Raw genomic sequence first — 12,213 nt, 5'->3', positions numbered from 1 at the left:
CTAGCGAAGGCTGTGGCGGTCAGAGCGGCGGGCGCGGGGCGTAGCGGCCTTCGTCCGGGCGGCGCTTCACCGGATCGAAGAGCGGGAAGGCGAAGAGGCCGGCGAGGAAGCCGCCAATATGCGCCTCCCAGGCGATGGCGCCCGAGGCGATGCCGCTCGGCGCGCCGAGGCCGAAGGCGATGTTGATGGCGAACCACACCACGACGAAGCTGATCACCCGCCGGTCGCGCAGCACCCGCATCAACGGCAGCGCCGGGTAGCGCACAGATTCCTGCATCGCGTCCGGCCGCCAGGCGCCATAGCCTTCCGACGCGAACATGAAGCGCAGCGCCGCCGCCATGCAGCCCGACACCGAGGCGGAGGCGCCGATCATCGGCACCGGTTCGCCGGCATGGGTGACGAGATGCACCCCCGCCCCCGCCGCGGCGGCGAACAGGAAGAAGGCGAGGAAGCGCAGCGGCCCGAAGCGACGCGCCACCGGCGAGCCGAAGGCCAGCAGCCAGAGGGTGTTGATTCCCACATGCATCCAGTCGGCATGCAGGAAGGCATAGCTGACGAAAGTCCAGATATCCGCCCCGGTGCCGCCGGGCAGCACGCCGTCGGCGAAGACGGTGGGATCGAAGCGCGCCGGGATGAAGGCGAACAGCGCCAGGATGTCGACGTCGGTCGTCTCGCCGACCAGGTTGCGGAGGAGCTGGATGCCGAGCAGCAGCGCCGCCAGCACGGTGATCACCACCGGCACGTTGAAGATGGGCTGGTGCCGGGGGTCGGCATGTCGGGTCTGGTCAAGCACAGCGATGACATAGGCCGACCACGCCGCCGCGGCAAGCAAAGTCGGTTAGCGAGGCGATAACAAGAAGCGGCGGATCGACATGCGGTGTTTGCCGCCTCGGAAACGCTTTGGGCGCCCGCCGGGCGTCGCGGGAGCGGAACCGTCCGGCGCCGGGGATCGGGCCGGATCGGCGCGAAGCCTTGGCGCGCCTTGGAAAGGACACGCGATCGCCATTTCCCGACTCGCCGCACCGGCGCGAGAAGTAAATAGAACCCCATCTTCAATGGTTAACGGGCAATAGAAAATCCGTTAATTTTCCCTAGATTCAGTCGTTACGAATTCCCCGCTTCGCTTAGAGCAAGATCAAAATCCCTCTGCCATGTTGTTCTCATGGACAGGCAAACGAGGTTCGCGACGATGAAGAGGCTCACGGGGGCCCTGATCGCGGTGGCGATGGCGGCGGTTTCGATCTCGGCGGCGCGTCCGGCGCAGGCGAGCGAGACGGTGGCGATGCTGTCGCCCTTCGCCGACAATATGGCGCCCGGCGCCACCACCACCACGCCGGTCGGCTATGCCCGCTTCTGCGAGACGCTGCCGGGCGATTGCGGCCACGGCAATGGCCGCGGCGGGCGGGTGATGGTCGAGGCCGCCGAATTCGCCCAATTGGTGAAGGTGAACGAAGAGGTCAACCGGCGCATCCAGCCGATGACCGATCTCGACCATTTCGGCGAGGTCGAGCGCTGGAGCTATGCCGAGGACGGCTATGGCGATTGCGAGGATTATGTGCTGGTGAAGCGCCGCGAATTGATCGCGCTCGGCTGGCCGGCCGAGACGCTGCTGATCACCGTGGTGCGCGACAAGAAGGGCGCCGGCCATGCGGTGCTGACCGTGGTCAGCGACCGCGGCGACCTGATGCTCGACAATCAGGAAGCGGCGATCCTGCTGTGGCACGAGACCGGCTACCGCTTCGTCAAGCGGCAGGCGCAGGGCGATCCCGACCGCTGGGTCTCGCTGGGCGACGTGCTGGCACCGGCCACCGTCGGCCGGAGCCGGAACTGAGGGCGCCATGTGCGGCCACGTGTCGGATGTGCGGGGCGGCCTTCGGGCCGCCCTCGGCTTTTGCGCGATCAACGGATCGCAGGAACGATCCGGGATCGCTCGCGAGTTGAAGAATCGCTCGGGACATGGCGAGCGGCCGCGCTCCGCTTCGCCTTGGCCGGGGCGACGGCTTGATGTGCGGGAATGACGGGGCCGGGGCGGCGCCAGCCGGGGCTTTGGCAGGCGCCCGGCCGCCTCAGTCGATGCGCTGGAGGCCCTCGGCGAAACGGCGCCAGTTGCGCACGTAATGCGCGGCGGTGCGTTCGATGCGCTCTGCCCATTCCGGCCCGAGTTCGCGCGAAACCCTCGCCGGCGCGCCGACGATCAGCGAATTGTCGGGAAATTCCTTGCCCTCGGTGACCAGCGCCCCCGCCCCCACCAGGCAGTTGCGGCCGATGCGGGCGCCGTTGAGGATGGTGGCGCCCATGCCGACAAGGCTGTTCGCCCCGATGGTGCAGCCATGCAGCATCGCCTTGTGGCCGATGGTGCAGTCCTCGCCGATGGTCATCGAGAAGCCGGGATCGGTGTGCAGGACGCAGAGTTCCTGGATGTTCACCCGCGCGCCGATGGAAATCGTCTCGTTGTCGCCGCGCAGCACCGAGCCGAACCAGACGCTCGCCTCGTCGGCGAGCGCCACGTTGCCGATGACGGCGGCGTCCGGCGCGATCCAGTAGCGCCCGAGGGCGGGAAGCTCGGGCTGGACGCCGTCGAGGGCATAGATCGGCATGGCTTGAGCTCCGAGCCTCGATCAATCCTCGAGATCGGTGTCGAGAATGGCCATCTGGAAATTATAGGACAGGTCGCCGTCTTCCTTGTCCTCGAACATCACGCCGATGAACTCGTCGCCGATATAGACCTCGGCGGAATCCTTCTTCTTCGGGCGTGCCACGACCTTGATCTGCGTGTTGTTGAACAGCCGGCGCATATAGGTCTGGACGCGCTCGAGTTCCTTCTTTTCCAAAGTCCGTGCTCCCACGATGCGTGAAATTGGGCCGCGGGCCTGCCGCGGCCGAGAGAATTATATTCGGGCCGCAGGCTTTGCCACGGCCCTCGGCCCGGCGCAACCGCGCCGGACCCGCTTCTCCCCGTTCAGATCGCTTCGCCGAGGAAGGTATGGTCGAACAGCTGGTCCATGCTGCGCGAGGGATCGCAGCAGGTCCCGGTCTCGCCGACGATGCGGGCCGGCACGCCGGCGACCGTGGTCCGGGGCGGCACCGGCTTCAGCACCACCGAGCCGGCGGCGATGCGGGCGCAATAGCCGATCTCGATATTGCCGAGCACCTCGGCGCCGGCGCCGATGAGCACGCCGCGGCGGATCTTCGGATGGCGGTCGCCGTGCTCCTTGCCGGTGCCGCCGAGCGTGACGCCCTGCAGGATCGACACGTCGTCCTCGATCACCGCCGTCTCGCCGACCACGATGCCGGTAGCATGGTCGAAGAAGATGCCGCGGCCGAAAGGCGCGGCCGGGTTGATGTCGACCTGGTTCACCGCCGAGGAGCGGCTCTGCAGGTAGAGCGCGAAGTCGCGCCGGCCCTCGTTCCACAGCCAATGCGCCAGCCGGTGGGTCTCGATGGCGTGGAAGCCCTTGAAATAGAGCAGCGGCTGCAAGGCGCGGTCGGTCGCCGGGTCGCGGTCGCACACCGCCATGATGTCGGCGCGGATGGCGACGCCGATCGACGGATCGGCGGCGAAGGCGTCGTCGAAGGCCTGGCGGATCAGCTCCGCCGGCACGTCGACATGGTCGAGCCGCTGGGCGATGCGGTGCGCCACCGCCTTCTCCAGCGAGGGATGGTAGAGCACGGTGGAGAAGATGAAGCTGGCCAGCGCCGGCTCGCTGGCGGTGATGGCCTCGGCCTCGGCGCGGATGCGCGACCAGACCGGATCGACCCTTTCGATGAGGGTGCGCGTGGAGTGGTCCAGGCGCTGGGTGGAATTCTGCACCATCGGCTCAAGTCCTGTGCTCTCGCTCCCGCGGCGGGCGGCGCCTGAACGCCGCCAACCCAGGAGCCGTTGTTGCGGCGGTTTTAACACAGCCGGGGCGGCGCGCCTATGCGCTCGCGCGCCTGTGTCCGCGCCCATTTGCGTGCGCGGTTCCTGTGCGGTTCCTGGCCTTCACGGGCGCTGGTCGAGAAAGGCCAGCGCCGCCTGCTTGAACACCTTGTCGCCGACCGCCAGCATATGATCGCGCTCGGGGATGTCGACCACCTCGGCGTCGGGGATCAGCTCCGCCAGCGGCCGGGCGGCGCCGGAGACGGCGTCGCGGGTGCCGATGGCGATCAGCGTCGGCGCCTCGATCCGGCCGACCTCCTCGCGGGTGAGGGTGCGGCGCGAGCCGTAGATGCAGGCGGCCAGAGCCTGCCGGTCGCTCCCGGTCTGCTCGGCGAAGGCGCGGAAGGTACGGCCGGTCGGGTCGGTGACGTCGTCGAGGCTCGGCGCCAGCAGCGCCTCCGCCACCGTCACCGGCAGGCCGGCGCCTTCCACCAGATGGATGCCGATGCCGCCGAGGATCAGCGAGCGCACCCGTGCCGGCGCCAGCAGCGCGACGCAGGCGCCGATGCGCCCGCCCATCGAGTAGCCCATGACATCGAAGCGCGGCAGGTCGAGATGGGTCATCAGCGCCAGCACGTCGCCGGCCATGGTCCAGGGGTCGTAGGCATCCTGGTCATAGAGCTTCACCGAGCCGCCATGGCCGCGATTGTCCATGGCGATGACCCGGTAGCCGGCGCGGGTAAGCGTCGAGACCCAGCCGGGGCCGACCCAGTTGATCTCCTTGGTGGAGGCGAAGCCGTGGATGAGGACGATCGGCTCGCCTTTGCCCTCGTCGAGATAGGCGAAGTCGAGGCCGTCATGCTGGAACGAGGGCATTGCGCGCGGAACTCCTCAAGGCGTTGCGCGCAAGCTAGAGACGAGGCGGCGGGCGCTCAAGTGGCCATCGGCGCATGGCGCCACAGCGGGCGGATCATGGCGACGACGAAATGATTGAACGCCGCGATCAGGCCGACGAGGTTCAGTGCCGCGGCGACCGCCCAGAAGGCCAGCCTGGCGGCGATCTCGCCCAGCACCAGCGCGCCGCGGCCGAGCGTCTTGACGATGGCCAGCGTCTGGCCGCCCTTCGCATCCGCCAGTCGGCGCAGCCTGGCGACGTCGCCGGCATCGTCGGCATGGCGCAGGCCGGCGAGCGTGGCACGCATCCCCGCCTTCTCGCCGACGCGGCCGATATCGGCGAGCGTGCCGAAGGCCCGCGCCTTGCGGCCGCTGCGCAGCAGCTGGAGCAGATCGTCGCCGAGGCGGAGGCTCAGCGCGCCGACCCGGCGGGCGCCCTTGGCGAGCGAGAGCCCGGCCCGCATGGTGAGCGGCGCGCCGAAGGCGGCATAGGTGGCCGCGGTCGCCGCCACCCCGGCGCCAGCGAGGCCGACCATCAGCGGATCGACCTCCTCGCCACGCAGCCAGTGCAGCGCCTCGCGGCCGCCATCTCGCAGGTCACCCCACACGGTGAGGTCGCCGGCGGCGGCGCCGGCAAGGCCGGTGAGGTCCTCCGCCTGCCCGGTGAGGAAGCCGGCGCCGAACGAGCCGGCATAGCGTCCGGCCTGAGCCAGGCTCGACGAGGCGGCGGTCGCTTGCGCCCGCAATTCCGCCGGCACCGGGAGCGCGCGGGCATCGGCGAGATCGAGGAAGCTCTGCGCCAGCTCCGCATCGCCGGCGGCGAGCGCATCCTCGATCTCGCGGTTCGCCCGCTCGGCGGTGAATGTCGCGTCCAGCCTGAGATCGGCGAGGCGGGCGGCATCGGCCTGCGCCATCAGCAACGCGAACGCCTCCCGGCCCAGCGGCAGCAGCCAGTGGGCCGAGCCGGCAAGCGCGAGAACCAGCGAGGCCGCCGCGAACAGGCGGGCGAGACGGAAGCGGCGCATGAAACGGTACAGGGGATGGGGACCGGGGACGGACGCTGCGTCATGCCTGCGCATTGTGGCGAAGCCATGGGGGGTATCGTGGCGAAGCCGTGGGACGGGGGCTCCATGGGACGATTTCGCCCGCGCGCGGGCCTTCCGCCGGCCGGCGCCAGCGGTTATCCTGCCGCCCATTCGAAGACCAGCACGGACAGGGCAGACACATGGCGGGCCACGTCGTTCCTCATTTCCACAATTCGGCGGGCGTGCCGGCCATCTCGATCGGTGCCAAGGAATTCATGTGCGTCGGCGCGCTGCCGCCTTACGACCACCCGCATGTCTTTCTCGACATGGGATCGGACGACGAGATCATCTGCCCGTATTGCTCGACCCTCTACAAATATGACGCCAAGCTGCACGGCACCGAATCGATCCCGGCCGACTGCCTGTTCGATATCGCGGCCTAAGCACCCAGGACCTGGGGTCTCATCTTGTCCGAGCGTGACATCCTCGTCGCCGGCGCCGGCGTCGGGGGGCTGAGCGCGGCGCTGGCGCTGGCGCAGGCGGGCTTCGACGTCACGGTGCTCGAACGCGCGGCGGCGCTGGAAGAGGCCGGGGCCGGCGTGCAGCTTGCCGCCAACGCCACCTCCTGCCTCGCCCGGCTTGGCGTGCTCGACGCCGTGAGCGCGCGGGCGGTGCGGCCGGAATTCATGCGGGTGATGGATGCCCGGCACGGCAAGATGCTCGCTGAGGTCACGATGGGCGATGAAGCCGAGCAGCGCTTCGGCGCGCCCTTCCTCGTCATCCACCGCGCCGACCTGCAGGCCGCGCTTGCCGAGGCGGCGGCCGCCGAACCCCGCATCCGGCTGCGGCTCGGCCATGCCATCGAGGGATTTTCCGAAAGCGACGGCCGGATCACGGTTGAGGCGCGCCATGGCGGCGAGGCGGCCTCTTTCACCGGCGCGGCGCTGATCGGCGCCGACGGGGTGCGCTCCGCGGTGCGGGGCCAGCTGTTTCCCTCCGCCCTGCCCTGCTTCCGCCACCGGGCGGCCTGGCGGGCGACGGCGCCGGCTGCACGCCTGCCGGCGCACCTGACCGATTCGGCCACGCGGCTATGGCTTGGGCCGGGGGCGCATCTCGTCAGCTACCCGGTGCGAGGCGGCGAGGCGGTGAACCTCGTCGCGGTGACGCCGGACGAGCGCATCGCGCATGGCTGGAGCCACGAGAGCCAGGCCGGCGAGCTCGCCGCGCATTTCGAGGGCTGGTGCGGCGATGTCGGCGCGCTGCTGGCGGCGCCGGAGCGCTGGCTGCGCTGGGCGCTGTTCGATCTCGACCCGCTGCCGCAATGGGGCACCGGCCGGGCGACGCTGCTCGGCGATGCCGCCCATGCCATGGTGCCGTTCCTGGCGCAGGGGGCGGCGCAGGCGATCGAGGATGCGCTGGTGCTTGCCGATTGCCTGAAGGCGGGCGGCGACCTGCCGGCCGCCCTGCGCCGCTACGAGGCGGCGCGCCGCCCCCGCACGGCACGGGTGCAGACGGCGGCGCGCGGCATGGACCGGCTGTATCATCTCCGCGGCCCGGCGGCTTTCGCCCGCGATCTCGTGATCCGCGCGCAGGGTGGAGCGAACGTGCTCGAGCGCTATCGCTGGATCTATGAATGGCGGGGGTGAGCGCGGAGGGGCGCGGCGGCGCCTCGTGACGGAGCATGACCGGGCACCGCCTCAGGCGCCGCTCGCCTGCAGCCCGGCGACGCCGGCGATAATGGCGCCGAGCGCCAGCAGCTTGCCGAGGCCGAGCGGCTCTCCGAGCAATACCGCGCCGAGGATCACCGCGCCGAAAGCGCCGGTGGCGGTCCACATCGGATAGGCGATGCTGACCGGCAGCGACTTCATCGCCACGGTGAGGAAGGCGACGCTGATGCCGCCGGCGGCGAATGTGACGAGGCTCGGCACCAGCCGGGTGAAGCCGTCCGATGCCTTCATCGACAGCGCGAATGCCACCTCGAACGCCGCTGCCAGAGCGAGCCAGAGCCAGGCCATGATCGATCTCCCTTGCCGCATCGTGAATGAGGAATGCTCATCCGTTTTCGCGGTCGCCTTCTTAGTAGGACGAGGAAAACCGGCTCGACAAACGCGAAGTTCTCAGCCAATGAATGAGATGAATTCATCCATGAGGTTGTCATGCGCCGCCTGCCGCCGCTCGGCTCGCTCCGTGCCTTCGAGGCGGCGGCGCGCCATGAGAGCTTCAAGGAGGCCGCTGCCGAGCTCGGCGTGACGCCGACCGCGATCAGCCACCAGGTGCGCCAGCTGGAAGAGGAGCTGGGCACGCCGCTCTTCATACGCCGCACCCGCAAGGTGGCGCCGACCATTGCGGGACGGGCGCTGGCGGCACGGCTGGGCATCGCCTTCGACACCATGGCGCAGGCGGTGGACGAGGCGCGGCCGCGCCCCTCGCGCCGGCTCGCCACGCTGTCGGCCACTCTCGCCTTTTCCGCCCGGCTGCTGGTGCCGCGCGCCGGACGCTTCCGCGCGCTGTGTCCGGGATGGGACCTGCGGCTGCACGCCTCCGACGAGCCGGTCGACCTCGCGGCCGGCGAGGCGGACGCGGCGATCCGCTACGGGCGCGGGCGCTATCCCGGCCTCGTCTCGGTGCCGCTGATGACCGATCGCTTCGCGCCGGTGTGCAGCCCGCGCATGGTGCCGGTGCGACCGGAGGATTTGGCGCGGGCGACGCTGATCCATTTCGAATGGCTGTTCGCCGGACCGCAGACGCAGCCGCCGGATTGGCGCGACTGGGCGGACGCGGCGGGGCTGGCCGGGCTCGATACCGAAGCGGGCCTCACCTTTACCGACGAGAACAGCGCCATCGAGGCGGCGGTGGCCGGCCAGGGGATCGCGCTGCTCGGCCTCGCCCTGGTGGGGCCGGAACTTCGCTCGGGCGTGCTGGTGCAGCCCTTCGGTCCGGTGATCGAGGGCCACCGCTTCGATTTCGTCTATCCCGAGGGCGCGGAAGGCCGGCCGGAAGTGGCGACGCTGCGCGAGTGGATCCTCGGTGAGTTCGCTCCGCCGGCCGGATGAGCGGCGCATCTCGACAGCCTCGGGGGTGGTGCATCCGGCATTTGCTGCCGGAGCCCCTGTGATCCGGCGGCTGGCGCTCCATAAAGAAAGAATGCAAGCTGGATTTCCAAGGGATGCTGGAGACGCGCCATGAAGCCGGAACGGACCTTGGCCGATGAGTCCAAGTCGGACCTGAACAAGTTGTTCGGTGCGGCGATCGCCGTTTCCAGGAATGCTTACGCGCCTTACTCGGGCTTCCGTGTCGGCGCGGCCGTTCGAACCGCAACCGGAAACGTCCATGTCGCGTGCAATGTCGAGAACATCGCCTTTCCGGTAGGGACATGCGCCGAAGCTGCGGCCATTTCCGCGGCCTGTTCAGCCGAAGGCGGGGAGATGGCCCTCGTGGAAATTGCCGTCTACGCGGAAGATGAAACGGGCCGCCAATCGCCCTGCTCGCCCTGCGGGGCATGCCGACAACGCATAGTTGAATTCAACCGTAAGGCGACGGTATATTTCTACAATGAGTTGATGAAGGTCGATGCAGTCACGGCAGCCGATCTCCTGCCGCATGCATTCACGTTCGCCAGCAGGGGCAACAAGGATGTCGGGCGGAAATAGGCTGGCCATTGAGCAGTCCCACTACAACGCATTGTGCGACCTTAAAGACCATCAATGGCAGATCAAATACCTGTACGATAGATTAACCATCGTCGACAACAAGACGAGCGCCCTGATGCGCGTCAATGGCGTCATGATGGGTTTCGTTACTGTCGCCGTATTTCGCGTCATCGAGCTCGGTGAAAAGATCGTACCCTTTCCTGGAATCTTTCTTTTATTTAGCACGCTCATATTTATATTCTTGTTCATTGCCGAACTATATAGCTTCAGCATATTTTATCTTAGATTCGATCGCATCGCCGACGTTAATGATTTTGATAGGTATAAAAATCAATTTTTTGATGTCACCCTGAGAAGGGAGCGCAAATTCAGGAGATTGAGAAATTGGTCATTTGCCGGGGCGTTTTTATTTTGCGCGATATTCATTTGCATCGCGGCCTATCAGGCGTTTCACACCCTCTTTCCTGATTTCGAATTCAAGTATGTGCTTGTCTACGGCAACCAGGTATTGCGGAATCTGCTTCCCTAGCTCGCCGGGCTCTCCCGGGTGTCGGCGGGCGGCGACACGGCCAAAGGCGGCTTGCCGCCGACCAGCAGCATGTCGCTCTCGTCCTTCAGGCTCACGCCGGTAAGGCGGCGGGAGAGCGCCTCGCTCAGGAGCCAGGCCAGCTTGAAGGCGGCATGCTCATGGGACAGCCCCTCGCCGCGGACATTGGAGATGCAGTTGCGCTCGGCGTCGGAACGGCCGACGCGCGGCTGGAAGGTGAGATAGAGCCCGAGGCTGTCCGGCGAGGACAGGCCCGGCCGCTCGCCCACCAGCACCACCACCGCCTGCGCGCCCATGATCGCGCCGACCTCGTCGCCCAGGGCCACGCGTGCCTGCGAGGCGATCACCACCGGCCCGACCCGCCAGCCGGCCTCCGCGATGCGGGCCTTGAAGGCGGTGAGGAAGGGCGCCGCCTGCGCGTGGATGGCGGTGGAGGACAGGCCGTCGGCGACCACCAGCGCGATGTCCGGCGCGGTGCCGGCATAGGGCGCCAGCGCGGCGCGGCTCTCGTCCGACAGCTTCCGCCCGAGATCCGGCCGGCGCAGATAGGCGGCGCGGGACGGCGCGGCGGAGGCCGCATGCACCACCTCGAAGCCGAGGCCGGCGATCTCGCCCGCCACCTTCTCCGCCTCGAAGGCGGTATGGACGGCATCGCGCGCCTGCGCATGGGCAAGGGCGAAGCGCAGCACCTCGCGGGTCGGCAGGCCGGTGCCGGCCCGGCCGAGCGCGATGCGTGCGGGGGTGGCGCGCGCGAGCCTGGTCCAGGCGTCCTCGATGACATAGGCGGAGGCGGGAGGGGCGGACGGTGCGTCGGCGGGAGGTGACTGGCTCATGCCCCTGCCCTCACGCCGCGAGGTTCGTCACGAAGGACAGCAGCGCATTGCCACCGCCCTGCGGCTTCAGCCGCCCGTCCGGCCCGGTAATGCCCATGGATTGCAGCCAGGCCTCGAATTCCGGCGCCCGCTTCAGGCCCAGCACGTCGCGCAGGTAGAGCTGGTCGTGGAAGGAGGTCGACTGGTAGTTCAGCATCACGTCGTCCGAGCCGGGAATGCCCATGATGTAGGTGACGCCCGCCGCGCCGAGCAGCGTCATCAGCGTATCCATGTCGTCCTGGTCGGCCTCGGCATGGTTGGTGTAGCAGACGTCGACGCCGAGCGGCACGCCCATCAGCTTGCCGCAGAAATGGTCCTCCAGCCCGGCGCGGATGATCTGCTTGCCGTCATAGAGATATTCCGGGCCGATGAAGCCGACCACGGTGTTGACCAGCAGCGGTTTGAACGGCCGGCACACCGCATAGGCGCGCGCCTCGATGGTCTGCTGGTCGACGCCGTGATGGGCATTGGCGGACAGCGCCGAGCCCTGCCCGGTCTCGAAATACATCACATTGTCGCCAAGCGTGCCGCGCTTCAGCGACAAGGCCGCCTCCCGCCCCTCCTTCAGCACCGCGAGGTCGATGCCGAACGAGGCATTGGCCTTCTGCGTGCCCGCCACCGACTGGAAGACCAGGTCCACCGGCACGCCGCGGTTGATCACCTCGGTGGAGGTGGTGACATGGGTGAGCAGGCAGGCCTGGGTGGGGATGTCGAAGCGGGCGATGATGTCGTCGGTGAGCTTGAGCAGCTCGCTCAGCACCGGGATGCTGTCGGAGGCCGGGTTGATGCCGATCACCGCGTCGCCGCAGCCATAGAGCAGGCCGTCGAGGATCGAGGCGGTGATGCCGGCGGGATCGTCGGTCGGGTGGTTCGGCTGCAGGCGCACCGCCATGGTGCCGGGCAGGCCGATGGTGTCGCGGAACTTCGTCACCACCCGGCATTTGCGGGCTACCGCGATCAGGTCCTGGTTGCGCATGATCTTCGACACCGCGGCGGCGATCTCCGGCGTGACCGCCGGGGCGAGCGCGGCGAGCGCCTGCGGCGAGGCGGCGTCGGAGAGCAGGAAGTCGCGGAAATCGCCGACATTCATGTGGGAGACCGGCCGGAAGGCGACGGCGTCATGGGTGTCGATGATGAGGCGGGTGACCTCGTCCTCCTCATAGGGCACCAGCGCCTCGGTGAGGAAGGTCGCCAGCGGCACCTCGGCAAGGCACATGCGGGCGGCGACGTTCTCCTCCGCCGAGCCGGCGGCGATGCCGGCCAGCATGTCGCCGGAACGGATCGGCGTCGCCTTGGCCATTAATTCCTTCAGGTCGGAAAAGACGTAGGTCCGCGGCCCGATGACATGACGATACGGCATGTGCCC

Annotated in this window: 15 protein-coding genes; 6 read left to right on the top strand and 9 right to left on the bottom strand. The window is 68.4% G+C overall.

What is annotated here, in order from left to right:
• Positions 1-19 precede the first annotated feature (19 nt).
• Positions 20-793, bottom strand: coding sequence for a rhomboid family intramembrane serine protease (locus AC1RU4_RS06525; protein ID WP_492890234.1), 774 nt, complete (start codon positions 791-793; stop codon positions 20-22).
• 396 nt (positions 794-1,189) lie between these two features.
• On the opposite strand from AC1RU4_RS06525, the gene AC1RU4_RS06520 reads away from it, so the two are divergent.
• A complete protein-coding gene (locus tag AC1RU4_RS06520) occupies positions 1,190-1,831 on the top strand; it encodes a transglutaminase-like cysteine peptidase (RefSeq protein ID WP_492890233.1) in 642 nt (213 codons plus the stop codon).
• 235 nt (positions 1,832-2,066) lie between these two features.
• Here the strand turns inward: AC1RU4_RS06520 and AC1RU4_RS06515 are convergent, their stop codons facing one another.
• From AC1RU4_RS06515 to AC1RU4_RS06495, 5 genes are all read right to left on the bottom strand, one after another.
• Positions 2,067-2,597: a gamma carbonic anhydrase family protein gene (locus AC1RU4_RS06515; RefSeq protein ID WP_492890232.1), complete on the bottom strand. Its 531-nt coding sequence runs from the start codon at positions 2,595-2,597 to the stop codon at positions 2,067-2,069.
• A 21-nt stretch (positions 2,598-2,618) separates the two neighbouring features.
• The gene (locus AC1RU4_RS06510) at positions 2,619-2,831 is read right to left on the bottom strand and encodes a DUF3126 family protein (protein ID WP_492890231.1); all 213 of its coding nucleotides are present in this window, start codon (positions 2,829-2,831) and stop codon (positions 2,619-2,621) included.
• Positions 2,832-2,959: 128 nt separating this feature from the next.
• Positions 2,960-3,814, bottom strand: a complete 855-nt coding sequence (cysE, locus tag AC1RU4_RS06505; RefSeq protein ID WP_492890230.1) for a serine O-acetyltransferase — start codon at positions 3,812-3,814, stop codon at positions 2,960-2,962.
• A gap of 168 nt (positions 3,815-3,982) precedes the next feature.
• Positions 3,983-4,735, bottom strand: coding sequence for an alpha/beta fold hydrolase (locus tag AC1RU4_RS06500; protein WP_492890229.1), 753 nt, complete (start codon positions 4,733-4,735; stop codon positions 3,983-3,985).
• Between the two features lie 56 nt (positions 4,736-4,791).
• Complete coding sequence (locus tag AC1RU4_RS06495) at positions 4,792-5,778, bottom strand: hypothetical protein (RefSeq protein WP_492890228.1); 987 nt, start codon at positions 5,776-5,778, stop codon at positions 4,792-4,794.
• Between the two features lie 200 nt (positions 5,779-5,978).
• Here AC1RU4_RS06495 and AC1RU4_RS06490 point away from each other — a divergent pair, with 200 nt between their 5' ends.
• Positions 5,979-6,221: a zinc-finger domain-containing protein gene (locus AC1RU4_RS06490; protein WP_492890227.1), complete on the top strand. Its 243-nt coding sequence runs from the start codon at positions 5,979-5,981 to the stop codon at positions 6,219-6,221.
• A 24-nt stretch (positions 6,222-6,245) separates the two neighbouring features.
• Positions 6,246-7,424, top strand: a complete 1,179-nt coding sequence (locus tag AC1RU4_RS06485; protein ID WP_492890226.1) for an FAD-dependent monooxygenase — start codon at positions 6,246-6,248, stop codon at positions 7,422-7,424.
• Positions 7,425-7,475: 51 nt separating this feature from the next.
• On the opposite strand, the gene AC1RU4_RS06480 is transcribed toward AC1RU4_RS06485, so the two are convergent.
• Positions 7,476-7,793, bottom strand: a complete 318-nt coding sequence (locus AC1RU4_RS06480; RefSeq protein ID WP_492890225.1) for a DMT family transporter — start codon at positions 7,791-7,793, stop codon at positions 7,476-7,478.
• 141 nt (positions 7,794-7,934) lie between these two features.
• Here AC1RU4_RS06480 and AC1RU4_RS06475 point away from each other — a divergent pair, with 141 nt between their 5' ends.
• The 3 genes from AC1RU4_RS06475 to AC1RU4_RS06465 all read left to right on the top strand — a co-directional run bounded on the left by AC1RU4_RS06475 (position 7,935) and on the right by AC1RU4_RS06465 (position 9,957).
• A complete protein-coding gene (locus AC1RU4_RS06475; RefSeq protein WP_492890223.1) occupies positions 7,935-8,831 on the top strand; it encodes a LysR substrate-binding domain-containing protein in 897 nt (298 codons plus the stop codon).
• Between the two features lie 129 nt (positions 8,832-8,960).
• Positions 8,961-9,428 (top strand): cytidine deaminase, encoded by a 468-nt coding sequence (locus AC1RU4_RS06470; RefSeq protein ID WP_492890222.1) that lies wholly within the window; start codon positions 8,961-8,963, stop codon positions 9,426-9,428.
• Positions 9,412-9,957: a hypothetical protein gene (locus AC1RU4_RS06465; RefSeq protein WP_492890221.1), complete on the top strand. Its 546-nt coding sequence runs from the start codon at positions 9,412-9,414 to the stop codon at positions 9,955-9,957. Before AC1RU4_RS06470 ends, AC1RU4_RS06465 begins: the two co-directional genes overlap by 17 nt.
• Here AC1RU4_RS06465 and eutC read toward each other — a convergent pair.
• Positions 9,954-10,808 (bottom strand): ethanolamine ammonia-lyase subunit EutC, encoded by an 855-nt coding sequence (gene eutC / locus AC1RU4_RS06460; RefSeq protein WP_492890220.1) that lies wholly within the window; start codon positions 10,806-10,808, stop codon positions 9,954-9,956. The genes AC1RU4_RS06465 and eutC overlap by 4 nt on opposite strands.
• A 10-nt stretch (positions 10,809-10,818) precedes the next feature.
• On the bottom strand, positions 10,819-12,207 hold the full coding sequence (locus AC1RU4_RS06455; RefSeq protein ID WP_492890219.1) for an ethanolamine ammonia-lyase subunit EutB: 1,389 nt from the start codon (positions 12,205-12,207) through the stop codon (positions 10,819-10,821).
• Between the last annotated feature and the right edge of the window lie 6 nt (positions 12,208-12,213).

Source organism: Ancylobacter sp. GW821-FHT10E12, assembly GCF_058809335.1.
The sequence above is the reverse complement of the archived record's forward strand: the minus strand, read 5'-3'. Positions and strand labels throughout refer to the sequence as shown.